Source organism: Dactylosporangium sp. NPDC049742 (assembly GCF_040674675.1).
In the GTDB taxonomy this organism is placed as follows: domain Bacteria; phylum Actinomycetota; class Actinomycetes; order Mycobacteriales; family Micromonosporaceae; genus Dactylosporangium; species Dactylosporangium maewongense.
In genome coordinates this window covers 148,774-168,940 of sequence record NZ_JBFANF010000005.1, presented here as the reverse complement: position 1 = coordinate 168,940, position 20,167 = coordinate 148,774, and the positions used below count along the sequence as shown (strand labels likewise).

General features: G+C 72.1%; 20 protein-coding genes and 1 pseudogene. 10 read left to right on the top strand and 11 right to left on the bottom strand.

Features of this window, described 5'->3' with window-relative positions; translation table 11 throughout:
• Positions 1-1,055: 1,055 nt before the first annotated feature.
• A complete protein-coding gene (locus AB0J72_RS09375; RefSeq protein ID WP_363396707.1) occupies positions 1,056-1,664 on the top strand; it encodes a sigma-70 family RNA polymerase sigma factor in 609 nt (202 codons plus the stop codon).
• Positions 1,664-2,647, top strand: a complete 984-nt coding sequence (locus AB0J72_RS09370; RefSeq protein ID WP_363396704.1) for a CU044_5270 family protein — start codon at positions 1,664-1,666, stop codon at positions 2,645-2,647. Before AB0J72_RS09375 ends, AB0J72_RS09370 begins: the two co-directional genes overlap by 1 nt.
• A gap of 94 nt (positions 2,648-2,741) precedes the next feature.
• Here the strand turns inward: AB0J72_RS09370 and AB0J72_RS09365 are convergent, their stop codons facing one another.
• From AB0J72_RS09365 to AB0J72_RS09350, 4 genes and pseudogenes are all read right to left on the bottom strand, one after another.
• Positions 2,742-3,650, bottom strand: a complete 909-nt coding sequence (locus AB0J72_RS09365; protein WP_363396701.1) for a carbohydrate binding domain-containing protein — start codon at positions 3,648-3,650, stop codon at positions 2,742-2,744.
• 207 nt (positions 3,651-3,857) lie between these two features.
• A pseudogene (locus tag AB0J72_RS09360) lies at positions 3,858-4,553 on the bottom strand (proprotein convertase P-domain-containing protein); the annotation flags it as partial.
• A gap of 213 nt (positions 4,554-4,766) precedes the next feature.
• A complete protein-coding gene (locus AB0J72_RS09355) occupies positions 4,767-5,126 on the bottom strand; it encodes an SgcJ/EcaC family oxidoreductase (RefSeq protein ID WP_363396698.1) in 360 nt (119 codons plus the stop codon).
• A gap of 15 nt (positions 5,127-5,141) precedes the next feature.
• Positions 5,142-5,849, bottom strand: a complete 708-nt coding sequence (locus AB0J72_RS09350) for an SDR family oxidoreductase (RefSeq protein WP_363396695.1) — start codon at positions 5,847-5,849, stop codon at positions 5,142-5,144.
• A 131-nt stretch (positions 5,850-5,980) separates the two neighbouring features.
• Here AB0J72_RS09350 and AB0J72_RS09345 point away from each other — a divergent pair, with 131 nt between their 5' ends.
• From AB0J72_RS09345 to AB0J72_RS09325, 5 genes are all read left to right on the top strand, one after another.
• A complete protein-coding gene (locus tag AB0J72_RS09345) occupies positions 5,981-6,493 on the top strand; it encodes a hypothetical protein (RefSeq protein ID WP_363396692.1) in 513 nt (170 codons plus the stop codon).
• A gap of 274 nt (positions 6,494-6,767) precedes the next feature.
• Complete coding sequence (locus AB0J72_RS09340; protein ID WP_363396689.1) at positions 6,768-6,956, top strand: hypothetical protein; 189 nt, start codon at positions 6,768-6,770, stop codon at positions 6,954-6,956.
• A gap of 14 nt (positions 6,957-6,970) precedes the next feature.
• Positions 6,971-7,396 (top strand): YbaB/EbfC family nucleoid-associated protein, encoded by a 426-nt coding sequence (locus tag AB0J72_RS09335; protein ID WP_363396686.1) that lies wholly within the window; start codon positions 6,971-6,973, stop codon positions 7,394-7,396.
• A gap of 2 nt (positions 7,397-7,398) precedes the next feature.
• Complete coding sequence (locus tag AB0J72_RS09330; protein WP_363396683.1) at positions 7,399-7,926, top strand: hypothetical protein; 528 nt, start codon at positions 7,399-7,401, stop codon at positions 7,924-7,926.
• A 203-nt stretch (positions 7,927-8,129) separates the two neighbouring features.
• Complete coding sequence (locus tag AB0J72_RS09325; protein WP_363396680.1) at positions 8,130-8,687, top strand: RICIN domain-containing protein; 558 nt, start codon at positions 8,130-8,132, stop codon at positions 8,685-8,687.
• A 48-nt stretch (positions 8,688-8,735) separates the two neighbouring features.
• On the opposite strand, the gene AB0J72_RS09320 is transcribed toward AB0J72_RS09325, so the two are convergent.
• The 3 genes from AB0J72_RS09320 to AB0J72_RS09310 form a co-directional block, all read right to left on the bottom strand.
• A complete protein-coding gene (locus AB0J72_RS09320; protein WP_363396677.1) occupies positions 8,736-10,115 on the bottom strand; it encodes a UDP-glucose/GDP-mannose dehydrogenase family protein in 1,380 nt (459 codons plus the stop codon).
• 126 nt (positions 10,116-10,241) lie between these two features.
• Positions 10,242-10,580, bottom strand: a complete 339-nt coding sequence (locus AB0J72_RS09315; RefSeq protein ID WP_363396674.1) for a VOC family protein — start codon at positions 10,578-10,580, stop codon at positions 10,242-10,244.
• 1,011 nt (positions 10,581-11,591) lie between these two features.
• On the bottom strand, positions 11,592-12,296 hold the full coding sequence (locus AB0J72_RS09310) for a YafY family protein (RefSeq protein WP_363396671.1): 705 nt from the start codon (positions 12,294-12,296) through the stop codon (positions 11,592-11,594).
• Between the two features lie 86 nt (positions 12,297-12,382).
• On the opposite strand from AB0J72_RS09310, the gene AB0J72_RS09305 reads away from it, so the two are divergent.
• From AB0J72_RS09305 to AB0J72_RS09295, 3 genes are all read left to right on the top strand, one after another.
• Positions 12,383-13,603 (top strand): sensor domain-containing protein, encoded by a 1,221-nt coding sequence (locus AB0J72_RS09305; protein WP_363396669.1) that lies wholly within the window; start codon positions 12,383-12,385, stop codon positions 13,601-13,603.
• Positions 13,604-13,614: 11 nt separating this feature from the next.
• Positions 13,615-14,262, top strand: a complete 648-nt coding sequence (locus AB0J72_RS09300) for a response regulator transcription factor (RefSeq protein ID WP_363396666.1) — start codon at positions 13,615-13,617, stop codon at positions 14,260-14,262.
• A gap of 114 nt (positions 14,263-14,376) precedes the next feature.
• Complete coding sequence (locus AB0J72_RS09295) at positions 14,377-15,741, top strand: DUF1996 domain-containing protein (protein WP_363396663.1); 1,365 nt, start codon at positions 14,377-14,379, stop codon at positions 15,739-15,741.
• A gap of 159 nt (positions 15,742-15,900) precedes the next feature.
• Here AB0J72_RS09295 and AB0J72_RS09290 read toward each other — a convergent pair whose 3' ends face one another.
• The 4 genes from AB0J72_RS09290 to AB0J72_RS09275 form a co-directional block, all read right to left on the bottom strand.
• Positions 15,901-16,608: a hypothetical protein gene (locus AB0J72_RS09290; RefSeq protein ID WP_363396660.1), complete on the bottom strand. Its 708-nt coding sequence runs from the start codon at positions 16,606-16,608 to the stop codon at positions 15,901-15,903.
• On the bottom strand, positions 16,605-17,252 hold the full coding sequence (locus tag AB0J72_RS09285; protein ID WP_363396657.1) for a response regulator transcription factor: 648 nt from the start codon (positions 17,250-17,252) through the stop codon (positions 16,605-16,607). The genes AB0J72_RS09290 and AB0J72_RS09285 overlap by 4 nt, the downstream gene beginning before the upstream one ends.
• Positions 17,249-18,409 carry a histidine kinase gene (locus AB0J72_RS09280; protein ID WP_363396654.1) on the bottom strand — a complete coding sequence of 387 codons (1,161 nt, stop codon included), beginning with the start codon at positions 18,407-18,409 and terminating at the stop codon, positions 17,249-17,251. The genes AB0J72_RS09285 and AB0J72_RS09280 overlap by 4 nt, the downstream gene beginning before the upstream one ends.
• A 92-nt stretch (positions 18,410-18,501) precedes the next feature.
• Entirely contained in the window at positions 18,502-19,848 is a 1,347-nt protein-coding gene (locus tag AB0J72_RS09275; RefSeq protein WP_363396651.1) for a DUF1996 domain-containing protein, read from the bottom strand.
• Positions 19,849-20,167 lie beyond the last annotated feature (319 nt).

Below are 20,167 nucleotides of genomic sequence, written 5' to 3'. Positions count from 1 at the left end.
CGCAGCCTTCGGCTGCTCCCCATCGGGGGAGCTGCGCTCCACCCGCGCCCCCTCAAGACCGTCGCGGCGCCGACTTCGTGCGTGTGGCCGGCCGGATGGGTGTTGAGTGGTTGGCCTTCGATGTCGATCGTCCGGTTCGTGTGGTGCTTCGTGCGTCCCACCGACCGGGGTGGACCCTGCTCGTGGTCCCTCCGGGACCGCTCGCTGAGCGGTTGGCGGGGTTTCTTGCGCAGCCTTCGGCTACTCCCCGCCGGGGGAGCTGCGCTCCACCCGCGCCCCCTCAAGACCGTCGCGGCGCCGACTTCGTGCGTGTGGCCGGCCGGATGGGTGTTGAGTGGTTGGCCTTCGATGTCGATCGTCCGGTTCGTGTGGTGCTTCGTGCGTCCCACCGACCGGGGTGGACCCTGCTCGTGGTCCCTCCGGGACCGCTCGCCGAGCGGTTGGCGGGGTTCCTTGCGCAGCCTTCGGTTGCTCCCCGCCGGGGTAGCTGTGCTCCACCCGCGCCCCCTCAAGACCGTCGCGGCGCCGACTTCGTGCGTGTGGCTGGCCGGGTGCGTGCCGGGTGGCTGGCGTTCGACCGTGATTGTTGGGTTCGTGTGGTGCCTTGTGCGCTCGGCAGGTTTGGGCCGACCCCTGCTTGCGCTGCTGTTCTGGTGCGCTCGCGGGGGCATGTTCTTCTCCGCGCTCTTGTGGAGTCTGTGGTTTCACGTGGGAAGCTGCGGTCCATCCGCGCCCCCTCAAGGCCGTGGCTGCGCCGTCCTTTCTTCGGTTGGGCAGATGTGTGGTGAGCGGCTGACATCGGCCGTGATCGACCGTTGTGTGGTGGTTGTGTGCTCCGCCGATCTGGTTGACCGGGCTCCACGTCCCTCGTGATGAGCTCGTTTCTGAATGGTGGGTTCGGAACCGATGGCTCGCTGGCAAGGCGACCGCTTCCGTTGAGCTTCTTGGTGGTCAGCCTAGTGGCCGGGTACGACACTTCCGGCGTGTGGAGCGTGCCTGTGCGGACCGTCCGAACACTTTTCGTGGCTCCGGCGAACTACAGGTGTGATGCAACTGTGGACGACGTGGGGGAGGCGGGCTTGGTCGTGATGACGCAGCCCGGCGCAGCGCAGGACGCTGGTGCCGACCTCGTTGAACAGGCGAAACACGCGCCGGAGCGGTTCACTGCCGTGTTCGACCAGCACTACCGGCAGATCTACGCGTACGCGGCCCGGAGGCTCGGTCCCGACCTGGCCGAGGACGTGGCGTCGGAGACGTTCCTGGTGGCGTTCGACCGCCGGCACACGTACGACAGTGCGCGTGCCGGGGTGCGGCCGTGGCTGTACGGCATCGCGTCCAATCTCATCGCCCGCCATGCGCGGGCCGAGACGCGGCGGTACAGGGCCCTCGCGAAGGCTGTCGACGCGCAGGAAACGGGCGACCACGCCGACGCCGTCGCCGGGCGGCTCGACGCGACGGCTGTGCGCGGCCGCCTCGCGGAGGCGTTACGACGGCTGCCCGAGCCGGTCCGGGCGGTGCTGCTGCTCGTGGCGTGGGCGGGGCTCAGCCAGCAGGAGGTCGCGGCGGCGCTCGGTATCCCCGCCGGCACGGCCAGGTCCCGGTTGCACCGGGCGCGTCAGGAGATGCGGCAGGCGCTCGGCGCCGAGATCGAGGTGAGCGAGTGATGGACGAGATCGGCGCGCTGCGCGAGGCGTTCGGGGGCGACGAGGTCCCCAGCCAGGCAGCCGAGAACCGGGCCCGCGCGGCCCTCCACCAGCGGATGTCGTCGAAGGAGCAGCGAGTGACCAGCATGAGCCGCCGGAACCGCTTCGCCGTCACGGCCGGGGTCGTCGTGGCGGCCGCCGCCGCGGTCGTCGTCGCCGCGGTCATGGTGGTGGGGGGAGGCGGCGACCAGGCGGTGCCGGACGCCGCACCGGCGAAGGGGGTGCTGCCGTTCGCCCGCCCGGCCAGCGCCGCCGAGTACCTGGAGAACGCCGCCTGGACGGCCGAGCGCAAGCCGTGGAAGGACCCGCGGCCCGACCAGTTCATGTACATCGAGACGCTGGAACTGCGCAACAAGCCGGCCTACGAGAACGAGCACCCGAACGATCCGATCAAGACCGGCATGGGCGAGAACCGCAAGATCCAGGAGTGGAACAGCATCGACGGGCAGACCAGGGCGGGTTACAAGGACGGCCGGCTCGTGGTGACCAGGCGCGGGCAGGGCGGCGAGTACTGGGACCGGATCGCGTGGTCGACGATCACGTCGATGACCCGCCCGGACAAGGTGCCGGACGCCGTGCCCGGACCCGGTTCGATGGGCATCGAGCTGGACGCGTTCATCGGCCAGTACGTCGTGCCGCCGAACGTACAGGCGGCGATCTTCCGGCACCTGGCGCAGGCGCCCGGGATGACGATCAACCCCGACGCGGTGAACATCGACGGGCGCCCGGCGGTCGGGCTCGGCCGGATCATCGAGGGCTACCTGTCGCAGGAGCTGCTGTTCGACCAGCAGACGTACCAGTTCATCGGCGAGCGGCTGGTCGCCGTCAAGGACCACGTGAGCCACGGCGACGACGGCGACCACGTCAGCCACCGCGGCGACGTGTACCGCCAGGTCATCTACTCGAAGATGACCATCGTCGACCGCCCCGGCGACACGCAGTAGCGCCCGGACGCCGCCCCGAGCCGAACCGGCCGGGGCGGCGCTTCCGCGCGGGTGGTCAGCGCGGGTGGTCAGCGCGGTTGGTCAGCGCGGGTGGTCAGGTGGTGACGGTGACCGGGTGGGAGCGGGAGGATTCGCCGGCGGAGTTCAGGGCGGTCACCTCGAACGTGTGCGCGCCCGGCGGTACGTTCGTCACGAGGTACGCCGGGCCGTAGCTCCAGGCGATCCGCACCCCGTCGCGGTACACGTTGTAGCCGTCGGTGGCGGGCTGGACCGCTTCCCAGGCGAGCCACACCTGGCCCGGGGCGGGGGTGGAGGTGGCGACCGAGCGGGGGGCGTACGGCGGGGCGGCCTGGGCGGGCATGGTGTTCGTGGTGACGGGCTGCGACAGGGCCGACTCGCCGGCCGTGGTGACCGCCGACACCGCGTACGTGTGTGAGGTGCCGGGGGTGAGCCCGGTCAGCGTGACGGACGGTTCGGAGCCGGTGGTGGTCCGCAGCGCGCCGTTCTCGTAGACGCGGTACTGGCTGGCGCCGGGCGAGCCGGTCCAGGTGAGCCGCACCGAGTGGCTGGTGGTCTCGGACGGGCTCAGGTCGGTCGGGGGCGCCGGGACGGTGCTGGTGCTGTCCGGTCCGGAGAGCACGAGGTCGTCGGCCTCGAAGGCGGGCTGCGCGTACCAGCCGTGCACGTACACCCGGACGGTCGTGGTCGTCGGGCCGGTGGTGAAGGGGACCGACAGCCGGGTCCACTGGCCGCTCGGCGGCGACCAGGTCCCGCCGAACTCGGTGCCGAGGAAGGCGTACCCGCCGCGGACCCACCCGGAGACGGTGTACGACGAACCCGGCCGCACCGGCACGACCTGCGCGCACTCGGCGGTCGACGCGAGCGTCGGGGTGCCGGTCAGCGCGTACTGGCCGGAGTGCCCGCCCCAGGTGGTGGCCGTGCCGGCCGCGCAGGTCCATCGAGTGGAAGCCGCCTCGAACCCCGGGTTCGCCAGCAGGTTCACCTCGCCGGCCGCGGCCGCGGAGGGAGCGAACGGGGCGATACAAAGGCAGGTCGCGAGAGCGACCGTGGTCAGCCGGCGCACAGCGTGCCCCCTTTCCCGGGAACCGGACCGGCCTGTCGGCCGCGATTCTGTAAGGAAAGCTTCCTGAATCATTGCTGTCAATGCTGCGAACGGACGGGGCACCGGAGTGCCCCGTCCGGCGGCGCGTCAGACGGAGAGGGTCCAGACGTTGATGTAGCCGCTGTCGGACGCGGCGGCGTCCTGCACGATCAGCCGCCAGGTGCCGTTGCGGGCCTCGCTGGACAGGTTGAGCGTGTAGGTCTGGTCGATGTTGTCGGCGCTGCCCCCTTGGCGGTTGCTCAGGATGTACACGCTGCCGTCGGGTGCGACGAGCGACACGACCAGGTCGCCGCGGTACGTGTGGACGATGTGGACCTCGGCGGTGCTCGCGGCCGACGCGTTACCCGCGCAGCCGGCGATGGTCACCCTGCTCTCGACCGTGGACAGGTCGGCGGTGGACACGTCGGTGGGGTTGGTGGCGGTGCAGGTGGTGCCGTTCGTCGGAACGGGGTTGAGGGTCCAGGTGTTGATGTAGCCGTTGTCGCCGTTCGCGGCGTCCTGCACGCGCAGCCGCCAGGTGCCGTTGAGGGGCTCGGAGGAGAGGTTCAGGGTGTAGGTCTGGTCGATGTTGTCGGCGCTGCCCCCTTGGCGGTTGCTCAGGATGTACACGCTGCCGTCGGGCGCGACGAGCGACACGACCAGGTCGCCGCGGTACGTGTGGACGATGTGGACCTCGGCGGTGCTCGTGGCCGACGCGTTACCCGTGCAGCCGGCGAGGGTGATCGTGCTCTCCACCGTCGCCAGGTCGGCGATCGTCACGTCGGCGGGGTTGGTGCCGGTGCAGGTCCCGGCCGCGGCGGCGGGGGAGCCGCTCACCGCCACCGCCGCCGAGATCGCCAGCAGGCCCGCGCCGAGCCACCGCGTTGCCGATGTTCCCGCAGTACGCATTGCTTCTCCTCGTTGAACCGGTATCCCGCAGGCCCTGAGGGGTCCTGAACGGAAGGTCGCAACGAGGACGGCTGTCGGCGGCGGCCCGGACGTCGGGTTTTTGACGTATCAGGCGAGGCGCGAGAACTGGTAGTGCGCGATCCGCCAGGTGTCGCCGGAGCGGCGGACGAGCACGCCCAGGAAGCCGCGTACCGGAGCGCGGTCGGTGAACGTGAACTCGACCGCCGCGTAGCCGAGGACGAGGTCGTCGGACAGGCGGCGGGTCTCCCGGAGGTCGTAGGCGGCGGCGAGGCCGATCGGCTGCGGCGCGTAGTACGCGACGACGGCGGCCGGGCCGACACCGTACGGGTGCACGCCCTGGAAGATCGCGTCGTCGGTGAAGAGCGTCGCGACGCGGTCGGGGTCGTGGGCGTCCACGGCGGACTTCCAGCCGTCCAGGACGCCGCGGAGCACGGTTTCGTCGGACATGAAGGTCACCTCGTTTCAGTGGCCGGCGCTCTGGCCGCCGTCGACGTGCAGGATCTCGCCAGTTACGAAGCCGGCGGTCTCCAGGTACAGGATGGCGTCGACGATGTCGGAGGGGTCGCCGATGCGGCCGACGGGGGACAGACCGGCGAGGGCGTCGTGGGTCTCCGGCGGGTGCATCGGGGTGCGGATGACGCCGGGCGAGACGGCGTTGACCCGGATGCCGCGCGCCGCGTACTCGATGGCCAGGGACTTCGTGACGGCGTTGAGGCCGCCCTTGGTGAGCGCGGCGAGCGCCGCCGGCGCCCCGGAGGTGGGCTGGTCGACGATGCTGGCCGTGATGTTGACGACGTGGCCGCCGCCCCGGGTGAGCATCGCCGCGATCGCCCGCTGCGTCACGTCGAAGAACCCGCGCAGGTTGACGCCGGTCATGAGGTCGAAGTCGGCGGCGGTGTAGTCGGTGAACGGCTTGGCGACGAACACGCCGGCGTTGTTGACGAGGGTGTCGACGCGGCCGTACGCGCGCAGTGCCTCCTCGACGACGCGGGCGCCGACGGCGGGGTCGGCGATGTCGCCGGCGACGGTCAGCAGCAGCGGGTCGCCGGACGGCCCGATCGAGCGGGAGGTGGCGACGACGGCGTAGCCGAGCTTGCGGTACGCGGCGGCGACGGCCGCGCCGATGCCCTGGGAGGCGCCGGTGACGACGGCGACCGGGGGAGTGCTCATGGGTTTCCGTTCTGTGGTCGGGACTCGCGTGACTGGCAGCGGTGCGCGCAGGCGAGGCCTCCTACCCACGCGGAGCACCGCTATCCGCCTGGACGGCGGGTGCCGTTGACGGCCGGTTTTAGGGTGTGCGGGTGACCTCGTACGGGCCGGGCCTCCTCGATCTGATCCCCGACGCCGACGTCCTGGAGGGCGACCCGACCGGCGGGGACGGGGTCGCGTGGCTGCTGGAGCTCGCCGCGATCGGGCTGAGCCGGCGGTTCCGGGTCGCTGTGCACGAGCGGGTCGCCGAGTTCACCTACGACGACGGGCGGGTCGGGTGGCGGTGGCTGCCCGGCGACGAGGCGGCGCCGATCCTGGCGGCCGGCACGTGCTTCGGCGACGCCGACCGCGACTGGCCGGTGGCGATGGACCACGACCTGTTCGTGCCCAACTGCACCGCGCCCGAGGCGGGCAACGTCGGGGCGCCGGGGTCGCCGGTCGACGGCTGGTGCTACACGCCGATCGAGCCGGTCGTCTCGCGGATGCGCGAGGTGCTGGCGGAGATCGACCGCGGCGACTACGACTACGCCGCCGACGAGGCCGCGGAGCTGCTCGACCAGCTCGAGTTCTGCCGTACACACGACCTGATGCTCGCCGTGGTGTAGCCAGGTCCGAGGCGTCCGGCCGCCACCTGGTTCCGCTACAGCCGGATCTTCGACGACGATTCGGGGAGGGTCGATGGCTGCGGTTCGCGCTGGGTTCGTCGTTCGGGGCGGCGCCGTTCGTGTCCAGCGCCATCCGGCTGGGCCTCGCCGTCGGCCTGGGCATCTCCAACCCCGGCTCGATCTGGCAGGCCGGCGACGAGTGGAAACAGGCGGCCACCGCGCGCGAGGTGGTCAAGTCCCGGATGGTCAACGCGAACGCCAAGGTCGGCCCGCAGTGGATCGCGAGGACAAGGACGCCTCCGCCATCCTGCTCGCGGGCGTGGCGCCGCCGAAGGCCTTCCAGTCGCAGCCCGGCGGCGTCAAGGGCGCCGACTTCAAGGTGATCACGATCGACCACTCCCCGCTGACCGGCGGCAACGGGTATGTCGCGCCCCGGCGCGAGCTGCCCGGCCCGGCGAAATGAGATAGGAACAGCACGTGGACCCGAACATGGACCCCGACCGGCTGGTCGAGGAGTCGCTGCGGCAGATGTGGCAGGTCGAGGACTTCCAGCGCCGGTCGGCGGCGATGGTCGGCCATGGCGAGGCCCTCGACGGCCTCGTCACCGCGGAGGCGCGCGGCGACGCCGGGCTCTCCCGGATCACCATCGACCCGCGGGCGATGCGCAGCCCCGCGCAGGACCTCGGCGACGCGACCCTCCGGGCCGCCCAGGGCGCCCTGGAGGACCTGCGGCGCCAGACGATGGAGGCCATGCGCGAGATCCTGGGCGACGACGTGATGGGTGTCGTCGACGGTACCGGCGACCCCAGCAAACTGGTCGCCGAGGCCGAGCAGCGCTTCCAGGCCTCCGCCGACGAGGCGATGGAGACCCTCGAACGGCTCCGCCGCCAGGGCGGATTCTGATCATGTCGCCGGTCGTGCTGCGGCGGGCCCGGGCGCTGCACCGCAGCCACCGGGTCAGCCTGCTCGTGCTGGCGTTCCTCGTCCTCATGACCGCGTTCAGCGTCGCCGTGGCGGTGATCGACAGCCGCGACCACGACCTGCCCGCGTTCCTGTCGGCGCTCACGTTCGGCCTGCGCTGGGGCTGGACGGTCCTCGCCGTGCTCTGGGCCGCGCTGGCGCTGCTGCTGGTCGCCGCCGAGCTCGGCTGGCTGACGGGCACGACCACCCTGACCGACCGGGGCGTCGTCCTGCGGTCCGGCCGTCACGAGGCGACGGTCGGCTGGTTCGACATCGACGAGCTGCGTGCCGTCCCATCCGCCGGCGGCCACCTGTACCACCTGCGCACCACCGTCCCGATGCCCCGCCCGCCGCGCCTCGGCCTCCAGGGCCGCCGCGAGGCCTGGCTTGGCTGGCACCCCGGCGCCGACACCGCGGTGGCGGCCATCGCCCGTCCCCATCTCGGCGTCAAGTACCAGTCGCCACCCCGCTGACCTTCCTTTTCGCAGGGCCGCGTCAGCTTCGCAGGTTTTGCAGGGCCGCGTCAGCTTTGCAGGCCGCGTCAGCTTTGCAGGCCGCGTCAGCTTTGCAGAGCCGCGTCAGCGGCGCGTCAACGGCGGATCAGGGCCGGGGACGACGCTTTCGGCAGGCCGGCGGGGTACCGCCGGGAAGGACTGTCGAAGGGAGCAGAGCGGACATGCGGCTCAGTTTGCGGAAGGTGCTCGGTGGTCTCGCCGCCACCGTGGCGCTGATGGGGATGACGCTGGTGCTGAGCGGGGCACCGGCGGCGGCCGCCCCGGCGGAGAAGGCGGCGCCGCTGGCGGCGGGCGTGTTCCGGCCGATCAAGAACGTCGGCAACGGGATGTGCCTCCAGCCGGCGTCGACCGCGGAGTTCGCGGCGATCGTGCAGCAGCCGTGCGTCGCCGGCAGCATCGCGCAGGGGTGGCAGACGGTCGGCCTCGGCGGCACCAAGTACCGCTTCCTCAACCAGCTCAGCGGGTACTGCTTCGACGCCTTCGACGGGGCGTTCAACAACGCGCGGCTGCTGCAGGGGACGTGCGTGGCGATCAGCAACGAGGAGTTCAACACCGGCTCGACGCTGCCGAACGTGGTGCAGATCCAGTCGCGGGTCGGGTTCCGTGACACGGGCTACTGCGTCGACGTGCCCGGCGGGTCGGCGACCGCCGGCCTCGCGATGCAGATCTACCGCTGCAACGGCACCCTCGCGCAGCGCTGGGTCGTCGGGTTCGCCTAGCCCTCGCGGGTACGGACGGGCGGCGGTTCTCCCGCCGCCCGTTTTTTCTCAGAGGCCGACGGGTCGCCCGGCGATCGTCAGGTACGTGTAGCCGAGCCGGCTCAGCCGCTGCGGGTCGAGCACGTTACGGCCGTCGAGGACGACGGGGGTGCGCATGAGGCCGACGTACTTGCCCCAGTCGAGCTCCAGGTACTGCGGCCACTCGGTGACGAGCACGACGGCGTCGCTGTCGTCGAAGACCTCGTCGACGCTCTCGCAGAGGCTCGCGGCGAGCTCCGGCTCCTCGGCCCGGAACCGCTCGGCGGCGACCGGGTCGTGCAGCTTGACGCGGGCGCCCCGGGCGATCATCAGCTTGGCGATGTCGATCGCGGGGGAGTCGCGCAGGTCGTCGGTGTTGGGCTTGAACGCCAGGCCGAGCAGGCCGATCTTGCGGCCCTTGAGGATGCGCAGTTCGTCGAGGAGCTTGTTGACCGCCTCCTCGCGCTGGCGCTGGTTGACCTCGCGGGCGGCGGACACGATCGGCATGTCGTAGCTGTACTCGGCGGCCGTCGCGATCAGCGCCGCGGTGTCCTTGCCGAAGCACGACCCGCCCCAGCCGACACCCGGCTGCAGGAACCGCGAGCCGATCCGCGCGTCGAGCCCGGTGCCCCGCGCGACCTGGTTGATGTCGGCGCCGACCTTGTTCGCCAGCTTGCCGATCTCGTTGATGTAGCTGATCTTCAGGGCGAGGAACGCGTTCGCCGCGTACTTGATGAGCTCCGCCGAGGCGAGGTCCGTCGAGACGAGCGGGACCGCGCCGACCTCCTCGGGCCGCGGCAGGAACGTCGGCGCCGTGAACGACTGGTTGAGCACCGCCCGGTAGAGCCGGTTGAGCACGTCGAGGCTGCGCGGGTTGTCCGACCCGATGACGATCCGGTCCGGGAACAGCGTGTCGTGGATCGCCGACCCCTCGCGCAGGAACTCCGGGTTGGACGCCACCGCGAACTCGCCCGCGGCCCGCCGCGAGTGGAACTCCTCGAACGACTCCCGCAGGATCGACTCGACCCAGTTCCCGCTGCCGATCGGCACCGTCGACTTGTTGACCACGACGGTGAACTCGCCGTCGATGGTCTTGCCGATGCTCTCCGCAGCCATCCGCAGGAACCGCAGGTCAGGCTGCCCGTCCGGCAGCGACGGTGTCTGCACCGCGACGAACACGACCTCGGCGCCCGGGACACCCTCGGCGTAGTCGGTGGTGAACGTCAGGTTGTGCGCGGCCTCGTGCATGAGCTCGTCGAGGAACGGCTCGTAGATCGGTGAACGCCCCGCCCGCAGCAGGTCGACCTTCTCCTGGCTGAGGTCGACGCAGGTGACCTCGTGCCCGAGATAGGCCAGGCAGATGCCGGTGGTGAGGCCGACGTAACCGGTGCCCACGACGCATACCTTCACCCGGGCGATGATACACAGCCGTCATCTGCGACTGATTCCACATATTGGACAATTCGGCCACCCAGTCTGCTTCCAGACCGTGCCGGCGGGGGCCCTTGCGTGCCCCCCGCCGGCGTCGCGGCCGCACTACCCCCGCGGCTGGAAGACCCCGAAGTGGTTGCCCTCCGGATCGGTGACGTTGGCGAACACCGGCCCGTCCTCGATCCGCGTCGGCTGCACGAGCACCTTCCCCCCGGCCGCCTCGACCCGCTCACACACCCCCGGCACGTCCTCGACGACGACGAAGAAGATCGCATGCCCCGGCTGCCCCACCGCCAACCCACCCATGACCGACCCCTCGTCCGGCGTCGTGATCATCTGGTACGCCCCGTCCCCGCCGAACGTCCACCCGAACAACTCCCCGTAGAACCGCCGCGCCACCGCCGCATCACTGACCCCGACCTGAAACCACCCAATGCCGTTCATTTCACTCCTCAACACCGTCGTCTCCGAGCCGCGCGTCCTCCCGCCCGACCACTTGCCCACCACCTTCACCCCCTCCCACGACACCGTCCTGTCGGCATTTCCCCCCACCCTCACAACCACCGAGCCCGCCACCCACACCCCCCACCGTGATCAAAGGTCGGCCTTGGCCGCCCGGACAGCCACCCCGCGACTTCGATCACGCCAACCACGGCCCCGATCGCTTCACGGGGATGTGGGGACGGCGGCCGGGGCCACATCTCTGCGACCACGGCGCGGACGGTGCCTGCGAGGGCCGACCGTCACCGTGATCGAAGGACAGCTCTGGCCGTCCGGGCGGCCACCGGGCGACTTCGATCACGCCAACCACGGCTACGACTGCAGGGAATCGCGACGGCGGAGGCCAACTCTGCGGTCAGGTGCGTTGCACCGGTTTTGAACCACGGCGGCGAGTGCGTCATCGGTGGTCGGTGTGAGGTGGGTGGGTTGTGAAAGCCAACGACGGTGTAGAAGCACCGAACGACGCCCCCCGACGGCGCAGGACCATGCGAGAACGGTGTCGGGGGAGCGCCACCGCGACCACGGCGCGGACGGTGACTGCGAGGGGCGGCTGCCACCGTGATCGAAGGACAGCTCTGGCCGTCCGGGCGGCCACCGGGCGACTTCGATCACGCCGACCACGGCCCCGATCGCCCCACAGGGAAGCCGCGACGGCGGAGGCCAAATCCGCGGCCACGTGGGTTGCGCCGGTTGTGAAGCCCACGGCGGCGGGTGTGGCGTCGGCGGTCAGTGGGATGTGGTGGGTTGTGAAAGCCGACGACGGTGTTGAAGCACCGAACGACGCCCCCGACGGCGCTGGACCATGCGAGGACGGCGGCCGGAGACATCACCGCAACCACGCCACCTGGCGCCCGGACCCCAGCCGGGCGGAAAGAAACCCACCTCCGCGCTGGCCTGACCTGCTACCCAAAGGATCGGCGCACGCGGACAAGCAACCGTCGGGCGGGAGTGGGGTCAGGCGGCGATGGCGATCCGGGTGATGAGCTTGCCGGGGATGTCGAGGGCGTTGGGTGGCAGGGGGCGGGGGGTGGTGAGCTCGGGGGTGGGGGTGACGTCGTGGATGCGGTCGACGCGGAACGAGCGGACCGCGTCGCGGAGGCGGCACCAGGCCAGCAGATACCAGCCGGTGGGGCCGCCGAGATAGCCGACGGGCTCGATGTGGCGGCGGGTGGTGGTGCCGAAGCGGTCGGCATAGGCGATGTCGAGGACGCGGCCGGTGGTGAAGGCTTCGACGACCGCGGGGGAGACGGGGGCCGGGCCGGGGTCGGCGCCGTCGACGAGGTGGATGCGGGCGGCGAGCTCGGTGGCGCGGTGGACGTCGGCGGGGGACATGACGGCGAGGAGCTTGTGCAGGGCGGTGCGGGCCGGGGCGTGGAAGGGGGTGCCGTGAAGGCGGTGCAGGGCCACGGCGATCGCGACCGCCTCGGCTGGGGTCATGTTGAGCGGCGGGAGGGTGTGGGTGCGGTCGAGGGCATAGCCGCCGGTGCGGCCGAGGGAGACCCAGATCGGGACGCCGGACTGCTGCAGGGCGCTGATGTCGCGCTCGATGGTGCGGGTGGAGACCTCGAACCGGGTGGCGAGCCAGCGGGAGCTGCGGGGGCGGGGCGCCACCGCGCGCAGCTCCTCGACCAGCGCATATAACCGATCCGTCCGATTCACGCCGCCAGACTATCCACCAGGTACGACAAAAAATGGTGGAGCCAGGTCTACTGAACGGTGCCGGTGGCGTCCGTATGGTCGGTGCCGTGAGCGGTGTGTGGCAGGCGATGGCGAGGGCACCGCACCGGTTCCTGCTGTCGGGCTGGCCGCTGCGGTGTCTGCTGTACCTGCTGGGCAGCGTCGTCGTCGCGGTGGGTCTGCTGATGGCGCTCATCGCCGGCATCCTGTTCCCGCCGGCCGTGGTGTTCCTGGGGTTGCCGGTCGGGGCGCTGGAGCGGCGGCGGCTGCGGATCCTGGACCGGGTGCCGGTGCCCAGCCCGCATCCGGTGCCGAAGCCGGGGCGCGGTGGGTGGTTCCGGTCGCGGCTGGGTGAGGGCGCGACGTGGCGGGAGCTCGGCTACGTCCTGGCGCTGGCGTCGGTACTGCTGCTCGTCGACCTGGTCAGCCTCGGCCTGCTCGCCGACTGCCTGATCGTGGCCGCGGCGCCGGTGTTCGTGCAGGCGGGGGTGCCGTTCCAGTTCGGCGACCTGGTCGTCGACACCCGTGGGGAGGCGCTGGCGGCGACGGCGTTCGCGGTGCCGGCGACGGCGGTCGGGCTGTACGCGTTGAGCGCCGTCGCCGCGACGCAGGCCGCGTTCGCCCGGTGGCTGCTCGCGCCGCGCGACGCCGAGCTCAACCGCAGGGTCGAGGAGCTGTCCCAGTCACAGAAGAGGCTGGTCGACGCGTTCGAGGCGGAGCGCCGCAGGATCGAGCGGGACCTGCACGACGGCGCCCAGCAGCACCTGGTGCTGCTCGCGATGACGCTCGGGCTGGCGCGGCTGGAGGCCGGCGACGGCAAGGCGGCCCACCTGCTCGAGGACGCGCAACGGCAGGCGCGGCAGGCGCTGGCGTCGATCCGGGAGCTGATCCACGGCATCCACCCGCAGGTGCTCACGGACCTGGGCCTGCCGGCCGCCGTCGGGGAGCTCGCCGAACGCTGCCAGGTGCCCGTCGTCATCGACCTGCCCCTGGACCGGCGGCTGCCGGCGGCGGTGGAGACCACGGCGTACTTCGTCGTGTGCGAGGCGCTGACCAACGCGGTCCGCCACGCCGGCGCGTCCAGGATCACGGTCAGCGCCCGGATCACGCGGTACGTCCTCACGTTGACGGTCACCGATGACGGCCGCGGCGGCGCCGACCCCGCCACCGGCACCGGGCTGCGCGGCCTCGCCGACCGGACGGCGGTCATGGACGGCACGTTCACGGTCACCAGCCCGGCGGGAGGTCCGACGACGCTGCGGGTGGACCTGCCGTGCGGCCTGACCTAAGGTCGGCCGGCATGAAGATCGTGCTCGCCGACGACGCGGTGCTGCTGCGGGAGGGCCTCGCCAGCCTGCTCGAACGGTTCGGCCACACGGTCGCGGCCGCCGTCGGTGACGCCGAGGCGCTGCTCGGCGCCGCGCGGGAACACCGACCGGATCTCGTCATCACCGATGTACGGATGCCGCCGACGCACACCGACGAGGGCCTCCGCGCGGCGCTCACGCTGCGGGAGGACGACCCGCAGCCGGCGGTGCTGGTGCTGTCGCAGTACACCGCGACCGCCTACGCCGCGGAACTGCTCGCGCCCGCCGGGCGGGCCGGCGTCGGGTACCTGCTGAAGGACCGCGTCGGGGACATCACCGAGTTCGCCGACGCGGTCACGCGGGTCGCGGCGGGCGAGACCGTCATCGACCCTGACGTCGTGCGGCAGCTGCTGACGCGGCAGCGCGCCGCCGACCCCCTGGCACGGCTCACCCCGCGGGAGCGCGAGGTGCTGGGGCTGATGGCGGAGGGCCGGTCCAACGCGTGGATCGCCCGCGCGCTGCACGTCGGCGACGCCGCCGTCGCCAAGCACATCGGCAACATCTTCGCCAAGCTCGACCTGCCCGGCCCCGACGACGGCCACCGCCGCGTCCTTGCCGTTCTCAAGTACCTGCGCACCTGACCGAAAGAACGAAATTTGGGACCCCGAAAATGGGTCTTCGGGCTCAGGTGCCGCGGTCGTGCCGGTCCTAGCGTGGAAAGCGGTCAATCCCCCTTCCCCGCCAGGAGGAGCCTCATGTCAAGACTCAGGCGCGCGGCCGGCGTCATCGCCGTCGTGCTCGCCGCCGTCACCGTCACCGCCGTCAACATGGCCGACGCCGCCACCCCGCTCGTCGTGCAGGCCGAGTCGTTCGCCGCGCAGTCCGGGGTACAGGTGGAGACCACCGTCGACACCGGCGGCGGCCAGAACGTCGCGTATCTCGCCAACGGCGACTGGATGCGGTTCGACGGCGTCGACCTCGGCCCCGCCGGTGCCGTCACCGCCGCGGCCAGGGTCGCCTCCGCCGTCGGCAACGGCACCGTCGAGCTGCGGACAGGTTCGCTGACCGGGCCGCTGCTGGCGCAGTTCCCGATCGCGGCGACCGGCGGCTGGCAGGCGTGGACGACGCTGTCCGCGACCGGCACCCACGCCACCGCCGGCCCGCAGCCGGTGTTCGCGGTCCTGCGCAGCGGCGCGGGCGGCGACTTCGTGAACATCAACTGGTTCTCGTTCACCGCGGCCACGTCGAGCAGCAGCAGCCCGGCGGCGACCGGCTGGGTCGACGTCGACCAGGCGAAGTGGGGCGCGCAGCTCGCCGCGTTCAACGCGATGCCCATGGACCCCGCGCCCGCCGGCGCCGTCCGGGTCCCGGAGTTCAACGCGTCCTGCACGTACAGCCACTCCCGCAAGGACGACCCGATCGTCTTCCCCGGCCTGCCGGGCGCGTCGCACATGCACAGCTTCATCGGCAACCGGAGCACCGACGCCAACAGCACCGCCGACACGCTGCTGGCCAACGCCGGCACCAGTTGCGCGCCGGCGCCGGACCTCTCCGCGTACTGGGTGCCCACGCTGTACGAGCACGGCCAGCCGGTCGAGCCGAAGGCCGTCGTCGTGTACTACGGCTCCAGGCTCACGGACTCCAGCAAGACGGTGCCGTTCCCGCAGGGCTTCCGGATGATCGCCGGCGACGCGAAGCTGCAGGCGCCGACCCCGGCCGGCACCGTCAACCAGTTCTACTGCGCGGGCCCCGGCGGCGAGATCGGCCGCAGCGCCGACGGCAACTGGCCGCGGTGCGCGCCGGGCGCCTCACTGCTGTTCCAGCTCGTGTTCCAGGACTGCTGGGACGGCGCCCACCTGGACAGCCCGACGCACAAGGGGCACGTCGCCTACACGTACGACGGCAAGTGCGGCGGCGCGTTCCCGGTGGCGATCCCGTCGGTGTCGTTCGTCATCGCCTACCCGACGCCCGGGTCGATCGACGGGTTCACGCTGTCGTCGGGGATGGCGTCGTCGTTCCACGGTGACGCGTTCCTCGCCTGGGACAACGCGGCACAGGGCCACCGGGTGAAGAACTGCATCGTCCAGAAGGCCAAGTGCAACACGGCCGGGACGTTCTGATGCCGTGACCACGAGCGCCCACCGGTGTGGTTCGTCGCCGCGGTGCGGCCGGGCGCCTCCCCACCGGTGGGCGGGCCTCAGCCTGCTGCCGTGCACCGTCCGGCGGGCACCCGCCCACAACCCCGCCGAGCGGGTGTGGGCACGGCATCGGCGGGGTCGTCAGTGCAGCTGGATCTGGTTGACGTCGGGGGCCGGGCCCTCGTCGTTGAAGAACCGGATCCAGCTGGTGCCGGCCGGCAGGTGCACGCGCAGCGTCACGGTGGCGGGGATGCGCCAGTCGCCGGCGCCGCTCAGCGTGAGTGACTGGGTGGGGCCGTCGTTGACGGCGACGCGGAGCGTGCGGGTCTCGGCGGTCTCGTACGTGACGGTCATCGTCCGTTCGCCCGCCGCGGCGACGCCGGTGACGCGGATGGCGAGGGTGTTCGGTCCGCCGATGTAGCCGACCCGGCTGCCGCCCACGCAGGTCGGGCACTCGATGACGCGGGCGCCGTTGCGCAGGTTGGCCGCGTCGGCCGCATGCAGGCTGATCGCCGCGAAGGTCGAGGACCCGGCAGGTGTACGGGACGGCGAGGCCCCCGGGGCGGGCGCCGAGGTGCGTGGCAGCGCCGAGAGCGGCGTCGCCGGGGCGGGCGCGGTGAGGGTCGGCGTCGGCGGGACCGGCGCCGGCGAAGGCCCGCCCGGCGGGGGTGTCGAGGCGGTCGCGGCCGGCGGGTGGCCGCGACCGTCCGGCAGCACCAGCGGCGGCACGACCGTCGCCGTGGCGACGACCGCGACGGCGAGGGCCACCCAGCCGGCCCGCCGCACCCACTCCCGCCGCGCACCATCCACAAAGGACCCGGCGGAAGCAGCGGGAGACGGGTCGGTCATCGGCGGCCGGTCCACAGCAGGACCGCCTCCATGCGGCCGCGGACGTGCAGCTTCGCGAAGATGTGGTGGAGGTGGTTCTTCACCGTCTTCTCGGTCAGCAGCAGCCGGTGCGCGATCGCCGCGTTCGACAGCCCCTCCGCGAGGAGGTCCAGGACGTCCCGTTCGCGGCGGGTCAGCCGGTACCGGCCGAGCGTCTCCTCCTGCCGCTCCGCCAGCTCCTCCCGCGACGCCTGCGCCCGGACGGTCGCCGTCGCGACGGCCGCCGCGACCGGGGACAGCCACCCGTGCCCGGCGGCGACGGCGAGCACGGCCCGGCGCAGCTCGTCGGGGTCGAACGCGCCGTGCACCAGGTACCCGCGGGCGCCGCCGCGCAGCATCCGCCCGATGAGGTCGGGGTCGGCGTCGCTGGTGATGACGAGGACGCCGCTGAGCCGGCTCAGCTCGGCGAGCGCGGACAGCCCGTCGGCGACCGGCATCCGGTGGTCGAGGAGCGTCACGGCCGGGCGGTGCGCCTGTGCCTGCGTGACGGCCTCGCGCCCGTCCGCGGCCTCGGCGACGACCCGGACGCCGTCGAGGCCGTCCAGGTACCCGCGCAGCGCCGCCCGGACGATCGGGTTGTCGTCGACGATCAGGACCTCGATCATGCCGGCACCGTCACCTCGACGGTCGTGCCGCGGCCGGGGGCGGACGCGACGTGCAGGCTCCCCTGGATGGTGCTCGCCCGCTCGTACATGCCGATCAGCCCGAAGTGCTGTGCGGTGCGCAGCTCGGAGAGGTCGGCGGGCAGCCCGAACCCGCGGCCGTCGTCGTGGATGCGCAGGAGCAGGTGCCGGCGACCCTGGTGCAGGCTGACGGTGGTCCCGGCCGCCGACGCGTGCCGGGCGACGTTCTGCAGGGCCTCCTGGAGGATGCGGCACAGCTCGTAGCGGACCGCGACCGGCGGGTCGACGGGTGCGGTGACGAGTCGCACCGGGATGCCGTACACCTGCGACCAACGCCGGCAGATCGCCTGGACGGTGCCGGCGAAGTCGCCGTCGAGGGTGTCCAGGCGCAGGCCGTCGACGAGCTCGCGGGCCTCCTGGGCGGCCACCTCCGCGCCGCGGGAGACGGTGCCGGCGAGTTGCTCGGCGAGGTCTGGGTGGCGGCGCAGGGACTGGGGCAGCGCGAGCGCGGCGAAGCTCACCCCGCGCAGCGTCTTGGTGACGGAGTCGTGCAGCTCCCGGGCGAGGCGGGCGCGTTCCGACGCGGCGGCGGTACGTTGTGCGGAGGCGACGACCCGCACCGACAGCTCCATGTGGCGGCGCAGGGCGGCGGTCGCGACGGCGGCGCCGGCGGTGGCGAGGACGCAGCCGATCGGGAACGTGAGCATGAAGCCGGCGAGCTCCGGGTCGGCGCCGGCGGGCAGGACCGCGGCGGCGACGGTGTAGCCGAGCGCGGTGTAGCCGGCGGCGAGCGGCAGCGCGCGCATGCCGGCGAGGACCCCGGCGAGGGCGGACGCGCCGATGGCGCCGCAGTGGAAGACGACCCCGCCGCCGTCGAGGGCGAGCACACCGGCGACCGTGAGCGCGTCGGCGGCGAGGACGGGGACCGGGTGGCCCGCGACGTGCGGGTGGCGGGAGAGCACGGCGAGCCCGGCGGCGGTGGTGCCGGCGACGACGGCCAGGGCGGCGAGGAGCGGGCGGGGGTCGGCGACGAGACGGACCCCGACGGCGCCGGCGGTGAGCGTGGCGGCGGCCCGGGCGAGCAGCACCGCACGTCCCAGGGCGGCCGGTGCCACGACCCTGTCGACATGCTGCCCCACGGCCGGGACTCTACGCGTTCCGACGCTGGTCACATAGACAGCGATCGGCGCCCCGCCATGACGGGAACGGGGCGCCGACCGGTGTTCGTGCGTTACGGCAGCATGTAGTTCTCGTTGAGCGCCGCGCCGCGCTCCGGCTTGTACTGGTCGAAGCCGCGCGGGTCGCACTGCAGACCACCGTTGATGCAGTGGGTGGTCAGTGCGGCCAGGGTCGGCGGGTCCCAGGCGTTGTACACGTCGTAGTGGAACGAGTAGCCGCGGCCGCTGGAGAACGCCACGTTCGCCATGTTGCCGCTGACCGGCCACGCCATCTTGAACTCGATCATGTTGACGGCGACCGGGTGCGACGACGGGCAGACACCCACGACCGGGTAGGCCATGTGCGCCTTGTGGTCGGGCGAGTCCAGGTGCAGGCCGTCCCAGCAGCTGGGGGCCTGGAACCGGACGTTGAGCTGGCTGCCCGCGACACAGTTGGCGGGGATGTCCCACTGGCGGGTCAGGTCACCGCACTCGAAGCCCTCGACCGCGCCCGGGTGGTTCTTGAACTGGTCGAGCGTGGAGGACGGGCTGCCCACGACGTACCGCAGACCGGCCGGCATCGGCCGGACGCTGCGCCAGTCGAGGACGCCGCTCTTGTAGTAGATGACCTGGCGGCCGACGGGCTGCACGGCGACGCCGTTGTTGAGCAGGGTCGGCATCCAGTAGGCGGTCTTGTCGCCCGGCGTGATGCAGGCGGTGCCGCCGGCCTGCAGCGAGGACAGGGTCGTGTTGGCGTTGGTGGTGGTGTTGCCCATGAACGTGTGCGAGTGCGACGCGCCCGGCAGGCCGAAGAACACGATCGGGTCGTCGTTGAGGTTGCTGCGGCTCACCGAGCAGTTCGCCTGGAACTCGTGGTGCGTCGTCGGCGGGTTCGTCGCCGGCGGGGTCGCCGTCGACGGGGTCACGCCGGTGACCGGGTTGGGCGCGTCGACCCAGCCGGGGCCGCTGGTCGGCGGCGGGGTGCCGGTGGACGTGCCGTAGACCTTGAACTCCCACAGCGAGTAGCCGTAGCCGGTGCCGCGCTGCGTGCCGTACATCCGCACGTAGCGGCCGGAGCCGTTGACGTTGAGCGTCTGCGTGCCGCCGGTGCCGGTGGTGGTGCTGTAGATGCTCGTCCAGGCGTTGCCGTCGGGCGAGGTCTGGATCTGGAACGCCTTGCCGTAGGCGTTCTCCCACTGCAGGACGACCTGCGTGATGGTGGCGGTGGCGCCGAGGTCGACGCGCAGCCACTGCGGGTCGCTCCACTGGCTGCCCCAGCGGGTGCTCGGGTTGTTGTCGAACGCGCCGGCCGGCGGCGACTCACCGAGCTCCTGCGAGGAGGCGAGCGAGGGCTTGTTGAGCGAGAGCAGGGTGGCGTCGGCGGCGTCGGCGGCGGTCAGCTGGAACGCGCCGACAACCATCGATGCGACCACCGCGGTGGTGACCCCGATGGGGGCCAGGATTCTTCTGAGCCGTCTCGTACTCGGTCGTGTACTCATCGAGCTCCCAGGGTGTGGGCGGGCGCCGTCGCCGGTCCGGTGGTGCCTGACGCGCGTGAGGCGGTCGCGCGCGTCGCCGGTGCCGGCGGTGGTACCGGGTGGCGGGGAAGCGCCCGTTGGAGAGCGCTCTCCCAAATGTTGCGCCCGTGTGGCCGGTCCGTCAATACGTGGCGACGCTCTGCGGGTGCGAAAGCGCACATTCCGGGCGCAGCTCAGCGGAACTTAAGGCGCGAGTGGAGAG

Bases quoted from the DNA above. Each gene is read 5' to 3' on its own strand.
- AB0J72_RS09285 (WP_363396657.1), bottom strand. From the start codon at position 17,252: ATGATCGAGGTCCTGATCGTCGACGACAACCCGATCGTCCGGGCGGCG.
- AB0J72_RS09355 (WP_363396698.1), bottom strand. From the start codon at position 5,126: ATGTCCGACGAAACCGTGCTCCGCGGCGTCCTGGACGGCTGGAAGTCC.
- AB0J72_RS09315 (WP_363396674.1), bottom strand. From the start codon at position 10,580: ATGAACGGCATTGGGTGGTTTCAGGTCGGGGTCAGTGATGCGGCGGTG.
- AB0J72_RS09370 (WP_363396704.1), top strand. From the start codon at position 1,664: ATGGACGAGATCGGCGCGCTGCGCGAGGCGTTCGGGGGCGACGAGGTC.
- AB0J72_RS09350 (WP_363396695.1), bottom strand. From the start codon at position 5,849: ATGAGCACTCCCCCGGTCGCCGTCGTCACCGGCGCCTCCCAGGGCATC.
- AB0J72_RS09275 (WP_363396651.1), bottom strand. From the start codon at position 19,848: ATGGTTGTCGGCGCGTTCCAGCTGACCGCCGCCGACGCCGCCGACGCC.
- AB0J72_RS09325 (WP_363396680.1), top strand. From the start codon at position 8,130: ATGCGGCTCAGTTTGCGGAAGGTGCTCGGTGGTCTCGCCGCCACCGTG.
- AB0J72_RS09330 (WP_363396683.1), top strand. From the start codon at position 7,399: ATGTCGCCGGTCGTGCTGCGGCGGGCCCGGGCGCTGCACCGCAGCCAC.
- AB0J72_RS09300 (WP_363396666.1), top strand. From the start codon at position 13,615: ATGAAGATCGTGCTCGCCGACGACGCGGTGCTGCTGCGGGAGGGCCTC.
- AB0J72_RS09290 (WP_363396660.1), bottom strand. From the start codon at position 16,608: ATGACCGACCCGTCTCCCGCTGCTTCCGCCGGGTCCTTTGTGGATGGT.
- AB0J72_RS09295 (WP_363396663.1), top strand. From the start codon at position 14,377: ATGTCAAGACTCAGGCGCGCGGCCGGCGTCATCGCCGTCGTGCTCGCC.